General features: G+C 67.9%; 21 protein-coding genes. 9 read left to right on the top strand and 12 right to left on the bottom strand.

The window, feature by feature from the left end:
- Positions 1-87: 87 nt before the first annotated feature.
- The 7 genes from ACNQQL_RS19850 to ACNQQL_RS19880 all read right to left on the bottom strand — a co-directional run bounded on the left by ACNQQL_RS19850 (position 88) and on the right by ACNQQL_RS19880 (position 5,868).
- The gene (locus tag ACNQQL_RS19850; protein ID WP_347065184.1) at positions 88-1,311 is read right to left on the bottom strand and encodes an AAA family ATPase; all 1,224 of its coding nucleotides are present in this window, start codon (positions 1,309-1,311) and stop codon (positions 88-90) included.
- 22 nt (positions 1,312-1,333) lie between these two features.
- On the bottom strand, positions 1,334-1,717 hold the full coding sequence (locus ACNQQL_RS19855; RefSeq protein WP_347065185.1) for a CpaD family pilus assembly lipoprotein: 384 nt from the start codon (positions 1,715-1,717) through the stop codon (positions 1,334-1,336).
- Positions 1,718-1,732: 15 nt separating this feature from the next.
- Positions 1,733-3,112 (bottom strand): type II and III secretion system protein family protein, encoded by a 1,380-nt coding sequence (locus ACNQQL_RS19860; protein ID WP_347065186.1) that lies wholly within the window; start codon positions 3,110-3,112, stop codon positions 1,733-1,735.
- Between the two features lie 62 nt (positions 3,113-3,174).
- The gene (gene cpaB / locus ACNQQL_RS19865; protein ID WP_347065187.1) at positions 3,175-4,194 is read right to left on the bottom strand and encodes a Flp pilus assembly protein CpaB; all 1,020 of its coding nucleotides are present in this window, start codon (positions 4,192-4,194) and stop codon (positions 3,175-3,177) included.
- Positions 4,195-4,213: 19 nt separating this feature from the next.
- Positions 4,214-4,693, bottom strand: coding sequence for a prepilin peptidase (locus ACNQQL_RS19870; RefSeq protein WP_347065188.1), 480 nt, complete (start codon positions 4,691-4,693; stop codon positions 4,214-4,216).
- Between the two features lie 90 nt (positions 4,694-4,783).
- On the bottom strand, positions 4,784-4,966 hold the full coding sequence (locus ACNQQL_RS19875) for a Flp family type IVb pilin (protein WP_072436472.1): 183 nt from the start codon (positions 4,964-4,966) through the stop codon (positions 4,784-4,786).
- Between the two features lie 425 nt (positions 4,967-5,391).
- Positions 5,392-5,868, bottom strand: coding sequence for a hypothetical protein (locus ACNQQL_RS19880; protein WP_347065189.1), 477 nt, complete (start codon positions 5,866-5,868; stop codon positions 5,392-5,394).
- A gap of 15 nt (positions 5,869-5,883) precedes the next feature.
- Here ACNQQL_RS19880 and ACNQQL_RS19885 point away from each other — a divergent pair, with 15 nt between their 5' ends.
- The 6 genes from ACNQQL_RS19885 (at position 5,884) to ACNQQL_RS19910 (ending at position 11,786) form a co-directional block, all read left to right on the top strand.
- Complete coding sequence (locus ACNQQL_RS19885; RefSeq protein ID WP_072436471.1) at positions 5,884-6,966, top strand: ABC transporter substrate-binding protein; 1,083 nt, start codon at positions 5,884-5,886, stop codon at positions 6,964-6,966.
- Positions 6,967-6,981: 15 nt separating this feature from the next.
- Positions 6,982-7,824 (top strand): ABC transporter permease, encoded by an 843-nt coding sequence (locus ACNQQL_RS19890; protein ID WP_347065190.1) that lies wholly within the window; start codon positions 6,982-6,984, stop codon positions 7,822-7,824.
- 36 nt (positions 7,825-7,860) lie between these two features.
- Positions 7,861-8,691 (top strand): ABC transporter permease, encoded by an 831-nt coding sequence (locus tag ACNQQL_RS19895; protein ID WP_347065191.1) that lies wholly within the window; start codon positions 7,861-7,863, stop codon positions 8,689-8,691.
- Between the two features lie 40 nt (positions 8,692-8,731).
- Positions 8,732-9,577 (top strand): ABC transporter ATP-binding protein, encoded by an 846-nt coding sequence (locus ACNQQL_RS19900; protein ID WP_347065192.1) that lies wholly within the window; start codon positions 8,732-8,734, stop codon positions 9,575-9,577.
- Positions 9,578-9,725: 148 nt separating this feature from the next.
- Positions 9,726-10,679 (top strand): TauD/TfdA family dioxygenase, encoded by a 954-nt coding sequence (locus tag ACNQQL_RS19905; protein ID WP_347065193.1) that lies wholly within the window; start codon positions 9,726-9,728, stop codon positions 10,677-10,679.
- 159 nt (positions 10,680-10,838) lie between these two features.
- Entirely contained in the window at positions 10,839-11,786 is a 948-nt protein-coding gene (locus ACNQQL_RS19910) for a TauD/TfdA dioxygenase family protein (RefSeq protein WP_072436466.1), read from the top strand.
- Positions 11,787-11,841: 55 nt separating this feature from the next.
- Here the strand turns inward: ACNQQL_RS19910 and ACNQQL_RS19915 are convergent, their stop codons facing one another.
- Positions 11,842-13,503, bottom strand: coding sequence for an ABC transporter substrate-binding protein (locus tag ACNQQL_RS19915; protein WP_347065194.1), 1,662 nt, complete (start codon positions 13,501-13,503; stop codon positions 11,842-11,844).
- Between the two features lie 298 nt (positions 13,504-13,801).
- Between ACNQQL_RS19915 and ACNQQL_RS19920 the strand changes: the two genes are divergently transcribed.
- Positions 13,802-14,209 carry a DUF427 domain-containing protein gene (locus ACNQQL_RS19920; protein ID WP_347065195.1) on the top strand — a complete coding sequence of 136 codons (408 nt, stop codon included), beginning with the start codon at positions 13,802-13,804 and terminating at the stop codon, positions 14,207-14,209.
- A 174-nt stretch (positions 14,210-14,383) separates the two neighbouring features.
- The gene (locus ACNQQL_RS19925) at positions 14,384-15,376 is read left to right on the top strand and encodes a sulfonate ABC transporter substrate-binding protein (RefSeq protein ID WP_347065196.1); all 993 of its coding nucleotides are present in this window, start codon (positions 14,384-14,386) and stop codon (positions 15,374-15,376) included.
- Between the two features lie 32 nt (positions 15,377-15,408).
- Here ACNQQL_RS19925 and ACNQQL_RS19930 read toward each other — a convergent pair whose 3' ends face one another.
- From ACNQQL_RS19930 to ACNQQL_RS19945, 4 genes are all read right to left on the bottom strand, one after another.
- Positions 15,409-15,993 (bottom strand): putative glycolipid-binding domain-containing protein, encoded by a 585-nt coding sequence (locus ACNQQL_RS19930; protein ID WP_347065197.1) that lies wholly within the window; start codon positions 15,991-15,993, stop codon positions 15,409-15,411.
- Between the two features lie 106 nt (positions 15,994-16,099).
- The gene (potE, locus tag ACNQQL_RS19935) at positions 16,100-17,485 is read right to left on the bottom strand and encodes a putrescine-ornithine antiporter (protein WP_347065198.1); all 1,386 of its coding nucleotides are present in this window, start codon (positions 17,483-17,485) and stop codon (positions 16,100-16,102) included.
- A 62-nt stretch (positions 17,486-17,547) separates the two neighbouring features.
- Entirely contained in the window at positions 17,548-19,848 is a 2,301-nt protein-coding gene (locus ACNQQL_RS19940; RefSeq protein ID WP_347065199.1) for an Orn/Lys/Arg decarboxylase N-terminal domain-containing protein, read from the bottom strand.
- A gap of 201 nt (positions 19,849-20,049) precedes the next feature.
- A complete protein-coding gene (locus ACNQQL_RS19945) occupies positions 20,050-20,253 on the bottom strand; it encodes a hypothetical protein (protein WP_347065200.1) in 204 nt (67 codons plus the stop codon).
- Positions 20,254-20,346: 93 nt separating this feature from the next.
- On the opposite strand from ACNQQL_RS19945, the gene ACNQQL_RS19950 reads away from it, so the two are divergent.
- A complete protein-coding gene (locus ACNQQL_RS19950) occupies positions 20,347-22,527 on the top strand; it encodes an ornithine decarboxylase (RefSeq protein WP_347065201.1) in 2,181 nt (726 codons plus the stop codon).
- Positions 22,528-22,532: the final 5 nt, after the last annotated feature.

Here is a 22,532-nt window from a genome sequence, read left to right on the forward strand (position 1 = left end):
GCGCCGGCGCGCGCGGCACCGCGGGCGAGGCGGCCGGTGCGGGGTCCGGCGCGGGGTCCGGCGGCGGCCGGTTGCGGTTACCGAACGTCACGATCCTTTCCTCCATTTGACGAAGCGCGCGTACCACGGCTCGGCGACGGCCATCGGTTCGCCGGTGATGCCGTTCGCAAGCAGCCGGATCCCGTCCAGGAAGCCGTGGCGCTTCGCAACTTCGATCGGCTCGCCGAGGTTCTCGGCAACCGCCAGCGTCTGCGGCTCGTGCGGCAACTCGCGCAGCGACGCGCCGCCGAATGCCTCCGCGAAATCGGCCGGCTCGACGCGGCCCGCGACCGGCGCGAGCGGGTTGTTCAGCGCAATCGACAGCAGCCGCTCGCCCGGCAGCTCCTGCACGAAGCGCGCGAGCCGCGCGGATTCGTACGCGGCGTGCACCGAGCGGTCGGCGACGATGTAGACGAGATCGGACGCCTCGAGCGCATCCTCGAACAGCTTGCCGGCGCCGCTGCCGACGTCGAACAGCACGTAGTGGAAGCGGTCCTTCAGCATGTCGACCAGGCGCGCGACCACCCCGTCGCTCAGCGGCACGTCGGCGCCGTACGCAAGCTCGGCCGACAGCACGTGCAGGCGGTCGCCCTTCGTGACGAACATGCGGTCGAACAGCGCGTCGTCGGGACGCTGCTCCATGTTCAGCAATTCGACCAGCCCGTTGTTGCTGGACAGCCCGAGCATCGAGTTCGCGCCGCCGCCATGCAGGTTCAGGTCGATATACGCGACGCGGCGGCGCTTCTCTCCCGCCAGGCAGCGCGCGAGGCTCACCGCGATGGTCGTCGTGCCGACGCCGCCGCGTGCGCCGACGAAGCTGACGATCTTGCCGGTGCGCACCTGCACGACCGATTCCGTCGCCGTCAGCGCGCGCCGCATCAACTCGACGGTCAGCGGCTTGACGATGTAGTCCTGCACGCCGATGCCGAGCAGGTTGCGAAACAGCCCGACGTCGTTCTGCGTGCCGATCGCGACGACCCGCACCGACGGATCGCACACGTCGGCGAGCCGCATCAGGTCCGACACCGGCAGCACCGAATCCGACACGTCGATGACCAGCTGGCGCGGCGAACGCTCGTGCTGCTGCAGCAGCCGGATCGCGTCGTCGCAGGTGCCCGTCTGCAGGTGTGCACGCGTGATCGACAAATCGTGCGCGACGCGCCGGATCACGTCCTCGCTGCCCGGATCGGACACGACCGCGACGAGATCCGTCGCTCCGGCTGACGCGGCGCGCTTGGCGTTCTGGCGATCGAGGACGTTCATGGGCGACATCGCGATGGCCTCGGGAATCGGTTCAATGGCCGGGCGAGCCGGTCGTCGTCTGCGTCCTGCCGGGCGTCGGCTGCTTCACGCGATCCTCGACGTAGCGGCGCACCGCACCGGCCGCGACTTCCGCGTCGGCGCCGCCGTACGGCATGGGCGCGACGAGATCCTGCGGTCGCGCGAGCATGGCCGCGAGGTTCGTGTAGGTCGCGCAGCCAAACGGCACGCCCGGCCGCCCGAAGCCCGCATCGACGAGATGCGACGGCTGCATCAGCTTCGCGCAGTCGGGCGCCACCGCCTGCACGCCGTCGAAGCCGATCGACCGCGCGTCGGGCAGGTTCAGCGGCGGCGGCGCCGACATGCAGCCCGCCAGCGCCAGCGGCAGCAGTGCGGAGACGGTGGTTCGAGTTCGCATGGGCGCTCCTCCGGTTCAGTACACGAAGCCCGCGGCGCCGACGAGGCGCGGCGTGTCGCCCGACAGCAGGTCGAGCCCGAGGTTGCGCTGCACCGCGAACTCCAGATCGCTGCTCGGCCGCGCGACGGTGTCGATCGCCTGCTCGAGCTGGCCGGGCCCGGTCGGCTGCACGATGTACGGCGTAACGATCACGACCACCTCGGTCTTGTTGTCCTGGAAATTCTTCGACGAAAACAGCCGGCCGATGATCGGCAGCCGGCCGAGCCCCGGGATCTGCGACACGGTGTCGGCCGTCTGGCTCTGCAGCAGCCCGCCGATCGCGAAGCTCTGCCCGCTCGACAGCTCGACCGTCGTCTCGACGCGTCGCACGGTGAGCGCCGGCACCCTGATGCTGCCCGTCGTCACGCTGTTGCTCGCGTCGACCTCGCTCACTTCCGGCCGCACCTTCAGGCTGATGCGGTTGTCGGAGAGCACGGTCGGCGTGAAGTCGAGCGATACGCCGAACGGCTTGTACTCGACCGTGATCACCCCCGTGTTGCCGCTCTGCGCAACCGGGATCGGAATCTCGCCGCCCGCGAGGAAGCTCGCCGTCTCGCCCGACATCGCGGTCAGATTCGGCTCCGCGAGCATCGTGATCAGCCCTTCCTGATCGAGCGCGTCGAGCACGACGTCGATCGACCAGCGCCCCGCGCGGAAACCGCCGAGCACCGAGAATGCGCCGGTCGGCGACAGGTTGAACAGGCCGTTCGTCGGGTCGAACAGCGTGCGCCCGTTGAACAGCCCGCCGACGAAGTTGCCGGCGGCGCCGAGCGAGCTCCAGTTGATGCCGAGCTGCTGCGTGACGTTGCGACTCACCTCGGTCACCCGCACGCGCAGGTTCACCTGGATCGGGCGCGACAGCGTCAGCCGGTTGACGATCCTTTCCTTGTCGTGCAGGTACGGCCCGAGCGACTGCATCACGGCGTCCGCGTCGGCCGCGCCCGGCACCTTGCCCGACACCATCAGCGAGCCCGGCGCGCCGGACACCGACAGCTTCAGTTGCGGAAAGCGGCTGTCGAGCACCGCCTGCAGCGACGCCGTGTCGACCTGCACGATCACCGTCCTGCGCAGGATCGGCCGATGGTTCGCGCCGAGCGCGATCAGCGTGGTCGTGCCGGCCTTCTTGCCGAACACGAACACGGTGCGCGGCGACGGCACCTGGATGTCGGCGACGGTCGGATCGGCAACGAACATCGCGACCGCCGGCTCCGGCAGCGACAACAGCTCGCCCTTGCCGGTCGCGATCGACAGCGGCGCGCCGGCGTCCGGCGCGCGCGTGCCCTGCGCGAACGCGACGCCGGGCGCGACGAGGCCGGCCAGGCACCAGAGAGCGATCCAACGAACGATGCGCACCATGCGTGTTCCCGTCATCCCGTCAAATGCCGGCCGCCGCGCGGCCGGCCCGCTCCGTCGATCCGTCATTGCGGCACCGCCGCCCGCGGCGGCTGCGCCGTCCCGTCCGCCGCCGCGACATTGCCGCCGCCCGGCAGCGCCGGCATTCCCTGCAGGCCGGACGGCAGCGGCGGCAGGCCCGGCGTGCCGGTGCCGCCGCCGCGCGACCCGTCGTCGATCGAGGAACCGCGATAGATCACGACCGTGTTGTTCTGTCCCGTCGGCCGTGCGCCGCCGGCCACCGGCCCGGCGGACGGCGCGCGCGCGGCCTCGCGGGCCGCACGCGACACGTCGCCCGCCCACACCGGCTGCGTATCCGGCTCCTGCTCGTCGCCGCCCGCCGGTTGCCGCCGGTCGCTGGTCGCGAAGCTGCGCAGCGCGAGCGACAGCGAGCCGAGGCGCGTCGCGACCAGCACGACCTGCGCGGTGCGCGGCGCGACCTCGAGCGTGACCGTACGCGCTCGCGCCGTCGCGTCCGGCGCACTCGCGGGCGTCTTCGCCCGCTGAAATTCCGAGCCGACCGCAAGCACGCGCGCGCGCCGCACGACCGTCTCCGCTTCGAAGGTGCCGGGCGACGTCGCCGAGCCGCCGATCTGCTGCGTGAGCACCACGTCGACAAAGTCGCCCGGCTGGATCAGCCCCGCGTTGCCCGACACGTCGTCGACCGGCACCGAGATCGCGCGCATGCCGGGCTGCAGCGCGGCCGCGAGAAAATCCGGCGCGTCGGCCGGAATCACGTTGTCCGTGCGAATCGGCGTGCCGGCGCCGACGCGGTTGCGCAGCAGCGCGCCCTTCAGATCGGCGCCTGGCTGCGACTCGACGAATGCGCCCGGCGGCACCTGTGCGCGCGGCATGCGCTTCCATGCGAGATCGTTGTCGCGCAGCAGCAGCCCTTCCGGCAGATCGGCGGCCGCGACACGCACGCGCGCCTGATCCGGTGCGCCGGGTGCCGACGGCGTCGACGCGGCAACGTACAGTTCGCGCAGGATGAATGCGCCGATGCCGGCAGCGATGATCAGCACGGCCATTCTCAGAGGTTTGGGCATGGCGGCGCGCGTCCCCCGGCTAGGTAAGCGAGACCGCGTGCGGAAACGGCGCCCAGACGGCCAGCGCACCGCCGAGCGCGAGCGCGAGCCCGTACGGCACGCCGCGCGCGGCGACCGCGCGGGCGGGCGTGGCGCGCCGCTGCCAGGCGACGGCCGCGAGCGCGGCGAGACCGCATAACGCGCCACCCGCGCCGACGATCGTCAACACGGGGAACGCCAGCGTCGGGCCGGCCCACAGGAATACCGCCGCCGCCAGCTTGACGTCGCCGCCGCCGATCCAGCCCGCGTGGCGCAAGCCGCCGAACAGCAGCAGCATCGCGGCGGCGGTCGCGAGGTGGCCGGCCAGCGGCGCGAGCCCTTCGCGCACGAGCGCCGCCGCGACGAAATACAGCATCGCGAACGCCAGCACCGCGCGATTGGACAAGCGCCGGTCGCGCAGGTCCTGCGCCGCGAGCGACGCCAGCACGACCGTGGCCACCGACTGCACGAGAGTGAGCATGGGAGAGCCGTCCATCGGCGCACCCCCGGGTTGGATACGTTCTACCGCTGCGGATCCGTGTGTTCGTCGGCGGCGCGCGGGTTCAGGGGATCAGATCAGGCCCGTCACCTTCGTGATCAGCGCCGTGAACACGCTCGGCAAGCCGCCGGAAGTGCTGCTGAGGATCACGCCGACCGCTGCCAGCGCGACCACGACGATGCCGGCCAGCACCGCATATTCGAGCGAGCTGACGCCACGTTCATCACGCAGCAGGGACTTGACGTATTGCAGCATGGCAACCTCCGTGTGACGGGGTCGATGATCGACCGTTGAACGTAAAGACGCTGCATGGGTCCGGCGGCTGCATATGGCGTTCGCCCATTCGCGACTCATGCGGACGGCCCACGCATGAGGCCGTTCGCATTCCCCGAAGTCCACTCGATCACTGCGACGCGCAGCATGCAACGACGGCATCGATCGTTTCATTCGCACATCTGTTGTGCAGCCTCGCCGGTACGACGCCGACCGCACTGATTCGTCTAGGGTATAGACAATTTTTGAGACGATTTCAAATAATTTGGCGTCGGAATGTATTTATGGATAGCACCCTGCAATGATGAAATTCATGCAGGGGGTCTATCGAAATTCTTTGTCGCGGCATTCCGTATGGTTCAGATTGGATCAGACGTCGATGTAAGCATGTTAACTGCCGCGATGCGTCATTTCCCGTCTGGCGGAATAACCCGTTTCCATTCGATTTTTCGGGATGCCGGATGGGCCGTGCGCACCGTTTCACGCGAGGTGGTTCGCTTATGCCGGCCGGAAATCCGTTCACGCTCCGCCCGGCCAATTCGGCAAATATGACTGGTCCGGATCGGTTTTTTGAACCGACTGATGCCGATTTCACCGCCCTGATTCGCACGCCGATCGGCCGGCGAATCCGCAAATCCGCGATTTAGCCATTTCAGGAATTTTCCAGCCGGCGCTTGCCTGATCAGCAGGCGACACCAATCAACATGATCGGAATCCTGAACGATTCCGCGATACATGCGAATCCGCTTTTCGTTCGCGGAAACGGCACGCCCGGCCCCGCAACCCGCCAGGCGGCGATAAGCATAGTTCAAATCGTTGTTTGTCCCGCGCCGGAAGCGTCCACCAGAATGGCTCGACGCCTCCCTGTCCGATTTCATTTTCACGCTACCCGACGCACCATGACCGATCGATTCCCGTTTCCGCTGCGCCTGCTGCGATCACTGCTGGCGGCCACGCTGATGACGCTGGCGGCCGCCGCCGCGCACGCCGACAAGCCCGCCACCATCCGCATCGGCGTCGCCCAGCAGGGCGCCGGCGATCCGCCGACCTTCGGCGGCTCGAGCGCCGCCACCGCGCAATTGCAGCAACTGGTCGAAAAGGAATTCGCGGCCGACGGCATCAACGTGCAGTGGCTGTTCTTCAAGGGCGCGGGGCCGGCCGTCAACGAGGCGATCGCCAACAAGGCACTCGACTTCGCGTACCAGGGCGACCTGCCGGCCGTGCTCGCACGTTCGAACGGGATCAAGACGCACCTGCTGCTTGCCGCGAGCGTGCGCTCGGGCGTGAAGATCGCAGTCCCGCCCGACTCCGGCATCCGTTCGATCACCGATCTGAAGGACCGCCGCGTGTCGATCTTCCGCGGCACGAACCTGCAGCTCGTCGCCGACAACGCGCTCGCGAAAAACGGCCTCGGCGAACGCGACCTGCGCGTGATCAACCTCGACGCCGCGAGCTCGCTCGCCGCGCTCGCGTCGAAAGGCATCGACGCGTCGGTGGGCGACTACCAGCTATACAAGCTGCGCGACGCGGGGCTCGCGAAGATCATCTACGAATCGCAGAACGACGGCCCGCAGTACACGCGCCAGACCCACCTGCTCGTGCTGGACGATTTCGAACGCGCGCATCCGGACATCGTGCAGCGCGTCGTCAACGCGCTGGTCAAGGGCGCGCAATGGTCGTCCGACGAGGCGAACCGCGATGCGCTGTTCAAGCTGTGGGCGAAGAGCGGCGTCCCGTATTCGTCGTGGCAGGCGGACTATGCGAACCAGCGCCTGAAGGATCGCCTGTCGCCGCTGATCGATCCGTTCCTCGTCGCGCGCTACAAGGCCGTCGCGCAGGATGCACTGAAGCTGAAGCTGATCCGCCAGCCGGTCGACGTCGACGGCTGGTTCGAGCCGAAGTATCTCGACAACGCGCTGCGCACGCTGAAGCTCGAAAACTACTGGCCGCGCTACGACGCGGCCGGCAAGCCCCTTTCCTGACCCGGACCCGCCCCGATGAGCGACACCGCGATCCCGATTCCGTCGTCCGAGCCGCGTGCACTCGCCGCGCCGCCGCGCCGCGCGGCGGGCGTGAAGCGGCTCGCGTGGCAGCTCGCGCCGTGGGTACTGCCCGCGCTGCTGTTCGCGCTGTGGAGCGTCGGCAGCGCGCGCGGCTGGATCGCACCGCAGATCCTGCCGCCGCCCGAACGCGTGTACGACGCGCTCGCCGATCTCGCGACGAGCGGCGATCTCGCGCGCCACACGCTGGTCAGCCTGCAGCGCGTGCTGGTCGACTTCGCGGCCGGCTCGCTGCTCGGTTTCGCGATCGGCGTCGCGCTCGGCCTGTCGCGCACGCTGGAAGCCTATGTGCTGCCGAGCTTCAACGCGCTCGTGCAGATCCCGGTGCTCGGCTGGCTGCCGTTCCTGCTGCTGCTCGTCGGCGTCGGCGAACCGCTCAAGTACCTGCTGATCGCGCATGCAGCGCTCGTCCCCGTCACGATGAGCACGTTGCAGGGGTTTCGCCAGACGCCGCCTGCGCTCGGCGAAGTCGCGCGCGGGTTCGGCTACACGCGCCGGCAACGCATCGTCCACGTCGTGCTGCCGGCCGCGATCCCGACGCTCGCGACCGGCGTGCGGCTCGCGTTCACGAAGTCGTGGCTCGCGCTCGTCGTCGTCGAGCTCGTCGCGTCCTCCGAAGGGCTCGGCTACCTGATCGTGTACGGGCGGCAACTGTTCCAGCTCGATCTCGTGATGGCGGCCGTGGTCGTGGTCGGCGCGGTCGGCCTGCTGATCAACCGGCTGCTCGACGCACTCGAAGCGCGCCTGCGCCGCGGCGTGCCGTCCGCGTTCCGCGGCTGAACCGGCCTGCCCGCACCAACCGAAGGAAACCACCCGATGCCGCACTCCGCCACGTCGACGCTCGCGCCGGCTGCCACGCCGTCGCCCGTCACAGCCGCCCGCCGCCTGCATGCGCCCGACTGGCGCGGCTTCGTGCTGCCGCTCGTCGCGTTCGCGCTCTGGTGGGCGATCGCTTCCGCGCACGTCGTGAAAAGCGGGCTGCTCGTCGGCCCAGCCGACGTCCTGCACACCGCGTGGTCGCAGGTCACGAGCGGCGCGCTCGGCCGCGCACTGTCCGCGTCGCTCGCGCGCGAAGCCTGCGGTTTCGCGATCGGTGCGACGGGCGGGCTGCTGCTCGGCACCGCGCTCGGGCTGTCGCGCATCGCCGCGCGCATCGTCGGCCCGAGCTTCGACACGTTCAAGCAGATCTCGCTGTTCGCGTGGATTCCGCTGATCTCCGTGTGGTTCGGCCTCGGCGACGTCGCCAAGGTCGTGTTCCTGTCGCTCGCCGCGCTGTTGCCCGTCGCCGCGCACACGTGCGACGGCATTCACGCGGTGCCGCGCGCGTATGTCGACGTCGCCCGCGCGCTGCGCTATTCGCGGCTCCAGCTCGTCCGCTACGTGATCCTGCCGGCCGCACTGCCGTCGATCTTCACCGGGCTGTATCTCGGCCTGATCTATTCGTGGCTCGCGACGCTCGGCGCCGAATACCTGCTCGTTGCCGGCAGCGGGATCGGCAACACGCTGATCGACGGCAGCGAGCAGTTCCGGATGGATCTCGTGCTGTTCGGGATCATCGTCGTCGGCGTGACCGGCTGGGCACTGAACGCGATCGCGCGTGCGATCGAACGCAAGGTGCTGGCCCGGCGCGGCGACCTGTCGCGCTGATCTGACGCTCCTTCCCTGTCGCATCCTTCTTCGCTCCGCCATGACGACCCTCGCCTCCGACTCGCTCGACATCCTCCATGTAAGCAAGCACTACGCACAACGCGGTGCGGCGCTCGCCGTGCTCGACGACGTGTCGCTGCACGTGCGCGCCGGCGAATTCGTCACGATCGTCGGCGCGAGCGGCTGCGGCAAGTCCACGCTGCTGCGGCTGGTCGCGGGGCTCGATACCGACTACTCGGGCGAGATCCGCGCCGGCGACGAACGCGTGCGCGACACGTCGCTGCAGCGCGGGATCGTGTTCCAGGATCACCGGCTGTTCCCATGGCTCACCGTCGAGCAGAACATCGGCGCCGCGCTGCGCAACGCGCCGCTCGACGCCGTCGCGAAGCGGCGAGCGGTAGCCGACCACATCGCGCTCGTCGGGCTGAACGGCTTCGAGCACGCGTTTCCGAACCAGTTGTCGGGCGGGATGGCGCAGCGCGTCGCGATCGCGCGCGGCCTCGTGAACCGCCCGCGCGTGCTGCTGCTCGACGAGCCGTTCGGCGCGCTCGACGCGCAGACGCGCGCGCGGATGCAGAACGAATTGCTGCGCATCTGGGAACAGGAGCGCATCACGATGATGCTCGTCACGCACGACGTCGACGAAGCCGTCTACCTCGGCGACCGCGTCGTCACGATGGCGCCGCGCCCGGGCCGCATCGAACGCATCGTCGATGTCGCGCTGACGCGGCCGCGCCGGCGCGATTCGCCGGAATTCGCGCGGTTGCGCGATACGGTGCTCGCCGATTTCGACGATGGCGACCCGCCGCGCGACGACGGCGCGGGCGGCAAGCGCATCGACACGCCGCACGCGCACCGGATCGGTGAATTCCGGCTTGCGTGGTAGACACGTGTCGCGACCGCATTGCTCAGCATGACGACACATATCGATCATCGCAGCACGCACGCTAAGGTTGTGACGATTCATCGGTTCCGGTTCCGCGCGCTCCCTGCTTGAATGGAGACTCGACCGACCCGACTCCAGGAGACTCCCGATGTCCGAAGTCCAGCACGCCGCCCACCCGTCTTCGCATGCTTCGCACGCCGCGCCGCGCACGGCCGCCGCCCCGCTCCAGCTTCGCCAGGTTGCCGGCCGGATCGGCGCCGAGATCGCCGGCGTCCGGCTGTCGGCCACGCTCGACGACGCGACGTTCGACGCGATCCAGGTCGCGCTGCTGCGCCACAAGGTGCTGTTCTTCCGTGGCCAGCACCCTCTCGACGACACCGCGCAGGAAGCGTTCGCGCGCCGCTTCGGCGACACGGTCGCGCACCCGACCGTGCCGTCCGTCGACGGCAGCGCGCATCTGCTCGAACTCGATTCCGCGCACGGCGCCCGGGCGAATTCGTGGCACACCGACATCACGTTCGTCGATGCGTACCCGAAGATCTCGATCCTGCGCGCGGTCGTGATTCCGCCGTTCGGCGGCGATACGGTATGGGCCAACACGGCCGCCGCGTACGCGCATCTTCCCGACCCGCTGCGCGCGCTCGCCGACACGCTGTGGGCGATCCATACGAACGCATACGACTACGCGTCGACGCACGTGCATGCCGACGACACGCAGCTGAAGCGCTACCGCGAAGTGTTCACGTCGACCGTCTACGAAACCGAGCATCCGGTCGTGCGCGTGCATCCGGAAACCGGCGAACGCACGCTCGTGCTCGGGCACTTCGTGCAGCGGCTCAAGGGGCTGTCGGCGCAGGACTCCGCGCACCTGCTGCAGGTCTTCCACGAGCACGTGACGCGCCTCGAGAACACCGTGCGCTGGAACTGGCAGGAAGGCGACGTCGCGATCTGGGACAACCGCGCGACGCAGCACTACGCGATCAACGACTACGGCGCTGCGCGCCGCGTCGTGCGCCGAGCGACCGTTCACGGCGACGTGCCGGTCGGCATCGACGGCCGCCGGAGCGTCGTGCTGAAGGGGCCGGGCGCGACGCTGCAATAACGTCCGCGTACCGCGGCGGCGCCGTTCCGTGCGCGCCGCCGCGCGTTCCGCTCCATTCGCCACCGGACATTCCACCATGAACCTCCCGCCACCGCATCGACGCTTGCACGCGCAACGATGTCGGCCATCCGCCCCGTTCACTTCCGCCAGGAGCGTCGCATGAGCGCCCTACCCGAACCCGCCGCCCAGCCGGTCGACGTGATCCCGCTGTCCGCCCATATCGGCGCGGAAATACGCGGCGTCGACCTCACGCAACCGTTGACCACACCGCAGATCGCGGCCATCCGCACCGCGCTGCTGAAATGGCGCGTCATTTTCTTCCGCGAACAATTCCTCACGCACGACCAGCACGTCGCGTTCTCCGCGCAGTTCGGCGAGCCGACGGTCGGCCATCCGGTGTTCGGGCACGTCGATGGTCACCCGGCCGTCTATTCGATCGCGAAGCACCGCAAGGCGACGCGCTTCGAAGGCGAACCGGTGCGCCGGCCGTGGACGGGCTGGCACACCGACGTGACGGCCGCCGTGAACCCGCCGTGGGCGTCGATCCTGCGCGGCGTGACGATCCCGCCGTACGGCGGCGACACGCACTGGACCAATCTCGTACGCGCGTATGAAACGCTGTCCGAGCCGCTGCGCGGTTTCGTCGACGGCTTGCGCGGCATCCACCGCTTCACGCCGCCGGCCGGTGCGCGCGCCACCGGCGCGTTCGACGACGCGGTCGAACGCCGCCCGCTCGTGACCGAACATCCGCTCGTGCGCGTGCATCCGGAGACCGGCGAACGTGCGCTGTACGTGAGTCCGAGCTTCCTGAAATCGATCGTCGGGCTGACGCCGCGCGAGAGCCAGGCGCTGCTCGAACTGCTGTGGGAACATGTGACGCGGCCGGAATTCACGATCCGCTTCAAATGGGAACCGCGCAGCATCGCGTTCTGGGACAACCGCGCGACCGCGCACCTCGCGCCGGTCGACATCTTCGATCTCGACTTCGACCGCCAGCTCTACCGTACGACGCTCACCGGCGACGTTCCGGTCGGCCCCGACGGCCGGCCATCGGTCGCACTCGAAGGCTCGCCGGTCGAAACGGCGGCGGCCGTCGCGCTCAACTGATCGCAACCGACACCGGCGCGCGCAAGCGCGCCGGCCCTTCGTCCATCGATCTCCGTCAATCCAGCCACACGCCGTCGAACCGGTGCCCGCCGAGCGGCGAGAACGTCAGCCCGTGCACACGTTTCGACACCGGCAGCGACACGATCGACGTCGCGATCGGCGTGAACGGCACCTGGTCCTTGAACACCACCTGCGCCTGTTCGTACAGCGCCGTGCGCTTCGCGACGTCCGCATTCGAGCGCGCCGCGCTCACCAGCTTTTCGAAATCCTGATTGCACCACTTCGCGAGGTTGCTGCCGTGCACCGCGTCGCAGCCGAGCAGCGTGCCGAGCCAGTTGTCGGGGTCGCCGTTGTCGCCCGACCAGCCGTACAGGATCGCATCGTGCTGCCCGTCGTGCTTCGCGCGGCGGTTGTATTCGCCCCACTCGTAGCTGACGATCTTCGCGCGCACGCCGATCTTCGCCCAGTCCTGCTGGATCAGTTGCGCCATCAACTGCGCATTCGGGTTGTACGGGCGCTGCACCGGCATCGCCCACAGCGTCAGGTCGAAGCCGTTCGGGAAACCGGCCTGCGCGAGCAGCGCCTTCGCGGCGGCCGGATCGCGCGGCGCATCCTTCAGACGCGGGTTGTACGACCATTGTGCGGGCGGCATCGGGTTCGTCGCGATCTTCGCGTCGCCGTTGAAGACGGTCTTCACGATCGCCGTCTTGTCGATCGCGATGTCGAGCGCGCGCCGCACGTCGACGCGATCGAGCGGCGCATGCTGCGTGTTGTACGCGACGAAACCGACGTTGAAACCCGTTCCCGAGAACAGCTCCAGCTTCGGGTCGCGCCGCACCGTGTCGAGATCGGCCGGCCGCGGGAACGCCGATACCTGGCACTCGCCGGCCACCAGCTTCTGCAGGCGCGCGGCCGGGTCGGGCGTGATCGCGAACACGAGGCGCGCAAGCTTCACGTCGTCCGGCTTCCAGTAGTCGGGGTTCGCTTCGTAGCGGATCAGCGCATCTTTCTGATACGTGCGCAGCAGGAACGGCCCGGTGCCGACCGGGAACTGGTTGATGTCGGCCTCGCGATGGCGCGCCGCGAGCTGCGACGCATATTCGGCCGACAGCACCGACGCGAACGCCATCGCGAGGTTGCGCACGAACACGACGTCGGGCGTCTTCAGCACGAAGCGCACCGTGTAGTCGTCGACCTTCTCGATGCGCTCGACGTTGCGGTCGAAGCCGAGATCGCTGAAGTACGGGAAGCTGACCGGGTAAGCCTTGCGGAATGGATCGTCGGGATCGAGCATCCGGCGGAACGTAAACACGACGTCGTCGGCCTGGAACGGCCGCGTCGGCTTGAACCATGCAGTCGTCTGGAATTTCACGCCATGCCGCAGGTGGAACGTAATCGTGCGCTGATCGGGCGACACGTCCCAGCTCGTCGCGAGCGACGGTTCGAGATCGAGCGTGCCGCGCCTGAACTGCACGAGCCCGTTGTAGATCGTGTACGTGCTCGCGTCGAAATCGGTGCTCGTCGTGTGCTGGCCCGGATCGAAGCCGGCCGGGCTGCCTTCGCTGCAGTACACGAGCGTCTTGCCGGCCGGCGCGGCGAGCGCCTGCATGGCCGCGCCGGCGAGCAGCAGCGACGCGGCCATGCAACGGAGTGCGACAACGGCATGCGGTGCGCGACGTGCGCGGCGCACGGCTGACGAAACGAAAGAATGCTTCATGGTGGCGGAAAGGAGGAATGAGTCATGCGAATGACGACGGCCGATCTTCGCGCGCCTCCCGCCGATCGCTTACCAATTAATTCGGCGTTGCTTATCGCCGCGGGTGCATCCCGCTGCCAGTGCATGAATATGTCCGCGCAAGCGCCGGGATATCGCCCGGCAGCCTTGCCTCGCCACCGCCTTCCGGCCCCCTGCAGATTCTCCGGAATTGGCGCATCGTATCGGCTGGCAAACGCCGGCAGAGGCGCGCCGGGATCCGCCCGGCGACGCCACGCCGCCAGTTCCTGGAGGACCCACGATGTCGATCAGCTCCGATACGCCCTCTCGTCCCGTGAAGTCGCCGGGGCCCGATCATCCGATCGCGATCGAGCCGCATCCGTGGCGCGTGGTGGTCACGGTGGCCGGCAAGGTCGTCGCCGATACGCGCCGCGCGCTGGCGCTGCGCGAGGCCAGCTATCCGGCCGTTCTCTACATCCCGCGCGAAGACGCCGACATGTCGCTGCTGCGACGCACCGACCACGCGACATACTGCCCGTACAAGGGCGACTGCGCGTACTACTCGATCCCGGCCGGCGGCGCACGCGCGACCAACGCGGTGTGGACCTACGAGCATCCGTACCCGGCCGTCGAAGCGATTCGCGGGCACCTCGCGTTCTATCCGGACCGCGTCGATTCGATCGAGGAAAGCGCCGCCGACGCAGCCTGAGCGCCGCTGATTTGCATATGCGCATTCATTGGTTGGCCGCCGGCCCGCGCGGCCGTATCGTCCTGAATCCGGCGCGGGCCGGCCCGTTGCGAGCATCGCCCGCATCCGACCCCGTCCTGCGCCGGCCGCGTCGCCTTTGCGCGCGCCCCGTGAACCCGCACGCAGGACACCCCGATGAGCGACACACCGCACGCAGACGTTGAAACGACCCCGGCGAACCCGCGCCGCCGCCAATGGCTGCACGGCGCGGCCGCCGGGCTTGCCGGACTCGCGCTCGGGCCGCTCGCGACCCTGCCCGCACGGGCCCAGGACAACGGCACGCGGCTGCGCATCGGGTTCCAGAAATACGGCAACTTCGTCGTGCTGAAGGCCCGCGGCACGCTCGAGAAGCGCCTCGCGAGCCAGGGCGTCGCGGTGCAATGGCTCGAATTCCCGGCCGGCCCGCAACTGCTCGAAGGGCTGAACGCCGGCGCGATCGACGTCGGCACGGTCGGCGAAACGCCGCCGATCTTCGCGCAGGCGGCCGGTGTCGATTTCGTCTATATCGGCAACGAGCCGCCCGCGCCGCAGGGCGAAGCGATCGTCGTGCTGCCCGATTCGCCGATCCGCAGCGTCGCGCAGTTGCGCGGCAAGAAGGTCGCGTTCAACAAGGGCTCGAACGTCCACTACCTGCTCGTGAAGGCGCTCGAACACGCGGGCCTCGCGTATGCGGACATCCAGCCGATCTACCTGACGCCCGCCGACGCGCGCGCCGCGTTCGTGCAGCGCAGCGTCGATGCGTGGGTGATCTGGGATCCGTATCTGGCGGCCGCCGAACGGCAGCTCGGCGCGCGCGTGATCGCGAACGGCGAAGGGCTCGTGCGCAACACGCAGTACTACCTCGCCGCGCGCAAGTACGCGGCCGCTCACCCGCAGGTGCTGCGCGCGCTGCTCGACGAAGTCGACGCGGTCGATCGCTGGGCCCGCGACCACACGCCCGACGTCGCCGCGCAACTGTCACCGCTCGTCGGCCTCGACGCGCCGACGCTCGAAGTCGCGCTCAAGCGCGCCGGCTACGGCGTGCAGTCCGTCACCGACGCGACGGTCGCGTATCAGCAGAACATCGCCGACACGTTCAGCACGCTGAAGCTGATTCCGGGCAAGCTGACGGTCGCCAACGCGCGCTGATGCGCTGCCGAAGCACGACGCGACGCGACTCGTTATGGGGCAAGCGCCGCGCCGATGCGCCGCCATTCGTCGTAGTCGATGACGAGGCCGGCTTCGTCGATCGCGATATCGGCCGCATAGGTGCCGCTCTCGTAGCGATACGCGTGTGGCGCCGTATGCGTATAACGCTGCTCGCCGCGCACGATGGCGAAATCCGGAAAGCGCAGCCATGCGGTATGGATCGTCGCGGCGTCGCCGACGGCCAGCGCCAGCCGCCGGATCGGCAGCGTATTGGTCGACGGGCTGAAACCGAGGTCGATGTCGGTCGCGCCCGCGAGCAGCGGCGCGTCGACGCCGTCGATCGTCCAACGCCCGTCGTCGCATCCGAGGTCCAACCGTTGCGGCGGCAACGTGCCGAGCCAGCGTGTCACGCGCGCCGAGCGCGTGAGCCAGTCGGCACCGCAAGCGATCGCATAGTCGATGCGAAACGGCGTGCCGTCGATCGCGCCCGATACCGAACCCGACAGATCGATTCCCGTTCGCGTCTCCGCGAGCCGGCACCATTCGGCCGCCTGCCACGCCTGCACGATCTGCCATGCGACGCATCGCGTGCGCACCGCTTCATCCTGTTGCGTCATGTCGCCGTCTCCTGTCGGTCGCGCGAAAGCCGATTTTCGCTCATCGCGTCGATGAACACACGCGGCTTCGGCAACCGACCTCCGGCGATACGGATTGCGCCCGCCCTCACGCCTGCAGCGACTTCCCCGGCTCCTTCACGTGCGCGTCGACTTCCATCTGATAGAAGCGCGCGCTGACGAAGCCGAACAGCGTCCAGCCCAGGAACACGCACAGGCCGCCGAGCATCAGCGCCTGCTCGCCCGAGCTGACGAGCGCATAGAAGCTGTACGCGGTGGCGACCATCGCAATCACGTTCGTCAGCAGCGCCTTGGCCGGCGGCACCTTCGCGACCTTCTGGATCGTGATCAGCGCGGCCATCGACATCACGTACGGCACGAGGTTCGTGACGACCGCGAGATCGACGATCTTCTGGAACTGGCTGCTCAGCTCCGGGCTGATCGTCATCAGCGCCAGCGCGACCTGCGCGACGAGCAGGATCACCATGCCGACGATCGGCGTGCCGGTGCGCGTCGCACGCGCGAACACCGGCAGGAAGTAGCCGACGTCCGCCGAACTCTTGAACACCTGCGCGACCGTGAACTGCCAGCCGAGCAGCGAGCCGATGCACGCGATCACCATCAGCGCGGTGACGATCGTGCCGACCGTCGGCGTGAACATCGTCGCGAACGCGATGCCGAACGGCGCGTTCGACTTCGCGAGGATCGCATTCGGCACGATCCCCGCGATCACGTTGGTCGATACGATGTAGAAGATCGCCGAGGCGATCGTGCCGCCGAGCACGGCGATCGGCACGTTGCGCTCCGGGTTCTCCACCGCATCCGAGTTCGCGCACGCCGATTCGAGCCCGAGGAACGCCCACAGCGTCACCGCGATCGAACTGCCGACGGCCGGCCCGAACGGCATGTCGTGCGGATTCCACGCAGCGCCCCAGGTTGCGCCGCTGAACCAGAACCAGCCGATCAGCGACACGATGACGACCGGAATGATCACGCCCCACACGGTCACCGCGCCGATCCGGCCGGTGATGCGCGAGCCGCCGAAATTCGCGACCGTCGTGAGCACGAGCAGGAAGATCGTCCACAGACCCGTCTGCAGCGGCGACAGCGTCGCGCCGAACAGCACGGTGCCGTAGCCGACCGCCGTGACGCCGATCGCGACGTTGGCGATCACGAGCGACAGCCCGTACGTGTAGTTCGCCATGTAGTTGCCGGCCTTGCCGAACGCGTATTCCGCGTAGCCGCCCATCCCGCCCGGCTTGCGGCTCAACATCCCGCAGCGCGCGAACGCATAGGCCAGCGCGAGCGAGCCGCCGGCCGTGACGATCCACGACAGCAGCGAGATCGTGCCGACTTGCGCGAGCTTCGACGGCAGCAGGATGATGCCGGAGCCCATCATGTTGACCGCCGTGAGGATGGTGAGCTGCCAGACGTTCATCCGGTTCTTCGCCGCGGCCGCCGGGGCCGCGGCGGACATGCGCGCTGCGTTTTCCATGATCTCGATCCTTCGATGTGATGCCGCCGCGCGGCCGGTCGCTCGTGCGTCCGGCCTCTCGTTCAGGCCGTCAGGCAGTACACGCGGTACGTGCCGTCCTCGACTTCCACCCCGTGCGTATCGTGCGCGAAGCCCGGAAAGCGACGGTCGTACGCTTCGAGCGCCTTCAGGTAGCCGAGCACCGGGCCGCCGGCCGGCCCCGCGTTCTCGCCCGGCATCAGCAGCGGAATGCCCGGCGGATACGGCACGACGCCGGTGGCGACCGTGCGCCCGGCCAGCTCGTCGAGCGTGACCTGCTCGACGCGGCCCTGCACGAGATGCTCGTACGCGCGCACCGGGCTCATCTCCGGCTTCGGCAGGATCGAAAACGCCTCCGACATCAGCCGCGTCGTGCCGAGCTGCTCCATCGCTGCGAACATCGTGTCGGCCAGGTCCTTCAGCCCCATGCCCGCATAGCGCGCGCCGTGTTCCTTCGCGAGCGACGGAATCGCCATGTCGAGCGGCAGGTTCGCGTCGTAGTCGCGCTTGAAGTCGCACAGCGCGCTGACGAGCGAGCCCCACTTGCCCTTCGTGATGCCGATCGAGAACAGGAACAGGATCGTGAAGTCGGTCGTCTTCTCGACGACGATCCCGCGCGCATCGAGATAGGCGGTGACGACGCTCGCCGGAATGCCGACCGGCATCAGGCCGCCGGCCGGTGCGACGCCCGGCGTGACGATCGATACCTTGATCGGATCGAGCATGCAGTAGCCGTCCTCGATATTGCCGAAGCCGTGCCATTGCGCGCCGGGGCGCAGCACCCAGCACGACGGATCGCTCGCGAGCAGCTCGGGCGGCGCTTCGTGGAACGGCAGCGTGCGGCCCGTGCGTGCCTCGAGCACGGTGTCGGGCTGCCAGCATTCGAAGAACCAGTCGCCCTTCGCGTCGAACTCGTTGTTCATCCGCGCGATCATCTGCCGGAATGCGACGGCCTCCTCGATCGACTCGTGCGTCAGCGCTTCGCCGCCGGGGCCGTCCATCATCGCGGCCGCGACGTCGTTCGACGCGATGATCGCGTAGTTCGGCGACGTCGACGCGTGCATCATGAACGTTTCGTTAAACTGACCATGCGGAATCGGGCTGCGGCCGTCGCGCACGTGGATGTACGACGCTTGCGACAGCGCGGTCAGCAGCTTGTGCGTCGACTGCGTCGCGAACACCGTGGGCCGGTCCGCACGATGGTCGCGCGGATCGCCGTGCATCGCATGGCGGTCGCGGTAGATCGGATTGAAGCGCGCGTAGCCGTACCACGCTTCGTCGAAGTGCAGGCGGTCGACGCTCGCGCCGAGCAGCTCCTCGACACGGGCGACGTTGTAGCAGAGGCCGTCGTAAGTCGAGTTCGTGACGATCGCATGCTTCGGCTGGCGGTCGGCAAGCCCAGCCGCGAGCGGGTTCGATGCGATCGCCTCGCGGATCGCCGCCTGCGTGAGACGCTCGGACGCGATCGGCCCGATGATCCCGTAGCGGTTGCGCGTCGGTACCAGGTAAGTCGGAATCGCGCCCGACATCGTCATCGCATGCTCGGCCGACTTGTGGCAGTTGCGGTCGCACAGCGCGATCTGGTCGCGGCTCACGCTCGCCATCAGGATGATGCGGTTCGACGTCGACGAACCGTTCGTCACATGATACGTGCGATGCGCGCCGAACACGCGTGCCGCGTAGCGCTCGCTTTCGCCGATCGGGCCCGAGTGGTCGAGCAGCGAGCCGAGTTCGCCGACCGAGATCGACAGGTCGGAGCGGAACAGCGATTCGCCGAAGTATTCGAAGAACGCGCGGCCGACCGGCGACTTCAGGAAGCCCGTGCCGCCCGTGTGGCCGGGCGTATGCCACGAGTATTCGTAGACGCGAGAGAACTTCGCGAGCGCGCCGAACATCGGCGGCAGCACGGTCGAGCGATAGCGTTCGATCGCCGCGTGGATGCGCCCGCCGATGAAATCGGCCGTATCCTCGAGCAGCCACACGAAATCGTCGACCTGGCCCATGACCGCGGACGGCACCGACGACGCGACGCTGCGGTCGGCCAGCAGGAAGATCGGCACGTTGGCATTGCGATGCCGGATCGCTTCGACCACCGCCTCGGACGGCCCGTGGCCGTCCACGCCGAGATCCCAGTCGAGCAGCACGCACTGGATCGACGGATCGGAACGGATCAGCATGATCGCATCGTCGGCGGATGTCGCCGTGAGCACGTCGATGTCGCGTTGCGCGAGTTCCGCGCTCAGTGTGCGGACCGCGCGTCCGGTCGCCGTTTCCTGCGTGATTTCGTCGTCGACCAGCAGCGCACGCATGCCGAGACGACGAATGCCGCCGGCGGATGTATTCATGATGTTGCCCTCGCTGTTCCGATGCTTCGTTGGTGTTGTTCGTCTCACGAGCACGCGGACAGCAGGCCACGGTTGGCGACATGAGACGCTCGTCATTCCGGTTTGATTCGCCATCCGATTCGGATGCCGACTATGCCATGGATGCCTTTCGATGAAAAGCCGACGATTCGGCGAAACCGTCGATCCCTTTCAAATCGGATTTCATAATTGGATCATTTTTATGTGCACCGCAGCACGCCAATTCCCGCTTGTTTGATCCTTCTCATCTTTCAATGAAATTGCCGTTTCCGGTCGATTGAATTCGCCGGATTTTGTTGCTACGATCGGCTGCGTCGCGCACTGACCGGCGGCAGCCGTGCCTCGCTGCGCAAAGCTGCTTCCGCGGCGCGCATCGGCATTCAGCATTCGCGGAAGCGTTTCAATCGGCTGCAGCGCGTGTCGAATTACGTATCGGCACGAATTCGGCTCCCGTTTCCGCACATTTACCGGAGAGTTCGCGTGAGCCTGTTGAAAATCGCAGTCGAGCCGGCGCTGATTGGCGCCTTTCTCACCACGCACGAACAGGTCGACGTATTTCAGACCGATTTCACGAATATCGCGGCAATCGTCGTCGGAATCGATGCGGCGCAGAAAATCCTGAAAACGGTCGAAAGAACCGGCTTCGCGATTCCGTTCTTCGTCGCGGTCGAGCCCGACCAGGAAGTGCCGCCGTCGGTCCTGCCGAGCGCGAGCGGCGTGATCCAGCTCGGGCGCGGCAGCCGCCACTATTACGGCCGGCAGATTTCAGCCGCCGCCGATATCTACAGCGAGAACCTGCTGCCGCCGTTCTTCAAGGTCATGCGCGAATACGTGCAGCGCGGCTACGTCGAGTTCGACTGCCCCGGCCACCAGGGCGGCCAGTTCTTCTCGAATCATCCGCTCGGCCGGATGTTCGTCGACTTCTTCGGCGAGACGCTGTTTCGCGCCGACCTCTGCAACGCGGACGTCCGGCTCGGCGACCTGCTGATCCACGAAGGCCCCGCGCTGGAAGCGCAGCGCAACGCCGCGCGAATCTACAACGCCGACAAGACCTGGTTCGTGCTGAACGGCACGTCGACGTCGAACAAGGTCGTCACGAGCGCGCTGCTCGCGCCCGACGATCTCGTGCTGTTCGATCGCAACAACCACAAGTCGGTGCACCTCGGCGCGCTCGTGGTGTCCGGCGCGCGGCCCGTCTACCTCGAAACCGCGCGCAACGCGTGGGGCCTCATCGGCGGCGTCGACAGCGCGGCGCTCGGCGAAGCGCGCATTCGCGACGCGATCCGCGACGTCGCACCCGAGCGCGCCGACCTGCCGCGCCCGTTCCGGCTCGCGGTGATCCAGCTCGGCACCTACGACGGCACGATCTACAACGCACGCGAGATCGTCGACCGGATCGGGCATCTGTGCGACTACATCCTGTTCGACTCTGCGTGGGTCGGCTACGAACAGTTCATCCCGATGATGCAGGACTGCTCGCCGCTGATGCTGACGCTCGGCCCCGACGATCCCGGCATCTTCGTCACGCAGTCGGTGCACAAGCAGCAGGCCGGCTTCTCGCAGACGTCGCAGATTCACAAGAAGGACAGCCACATCGAAGGCCAGAAGCGTTTCTGCGATCATCGGCGCTTCAACAACGCGTACATGATCCATGCGTCGACGAGCCCGTTCTACCCGATGTTCGCGGCACTCGACGTCAACGCGCAGATGCATGCGGGCCCGGCCGGCAAACGACTGTGGCGCGACTGCGTCGCGCACGGCGTCGATGCACGCAAGCTGCTGCTGAAGACCTGCCGCCAGATCCGCCCGTTCGTTCCGCAGCAGGTCGACGGGCGCCCGTGGGCCGACTACCCGACCGAGCAGATCGTCGACGACCTGCGCTTCTTCCGCTTCCATCCGGCCGACACGTGGCACGGCTTCGAAGGCTATGCGAACGACCAGTACTTCGTCGATCCGTGCAAGCTGCTGCTGACGACGCCCGGCATCGATCGCGACACGCACGAGTACGCGCCGTTCGGCGCGCCGGCGCCGATCCTCGCGCGCTACCTGCGCGAGCACGGCGTCGTGCCCGAGAAGGCCGACCTGTACACGATCCTGTTCCTGCTCACGCCATCGGAAAGCTTCGGCAAGCTGCAGCATCTGGTCGCGCACCTCGCGCAGTTCGAACGCCATCTCGACCAGGACACGCCGCTGCGCGAAGCGATCCCGTCGTTGTGCGAAGCGTATCCGGAGCTGTACGGCAGCATGCGCCTGCGGCAGTTGTGCCAGCGCATGCACGATTTCTACCGCAGCCACGACATGAAGCATCTGCAGAAGCAGATGTTTCGGCGCGCGCAGTTCCCGAAGCAGGCGATGCTGCCGCAGGCCGCGAATGCCGAGCTGATCCGCAACAACGTCGAGCTCGTCACGCTCGATCGCATCGAAGGCCGGATCGCGACCGAAGGTGCGCTGCCCTATCCGCCCGGCATCTTCTGCGTGGTGCCCGGCGAAGCGTGGGGCGGCCCGGCGCTCGACTACTTCCGCGCGCTCGAAGCCGGGATCAACGCGCTGCCGGGTTTCGAACCGGAGATTCAGGGCGTCTACCTGCAGACGAAACCGGACGGCACGAAGCAGGCATCGGCATACGTGGTGGCCGACCACCCGCGCGCGTCGCTGATCTGACCGCG

The sequence above is a fragment of the Burkholderia sp. LFS061 genome (assembly GCF_047978125.1).
GTDB classification, from domain to species: domain Bacteria; phylum Pseudomonadota; class Gammaproteobacteria; order Burkholderiales; family Burkholderiaceae; genus Burkholderia; species Burkholderia pyrrocinia_C.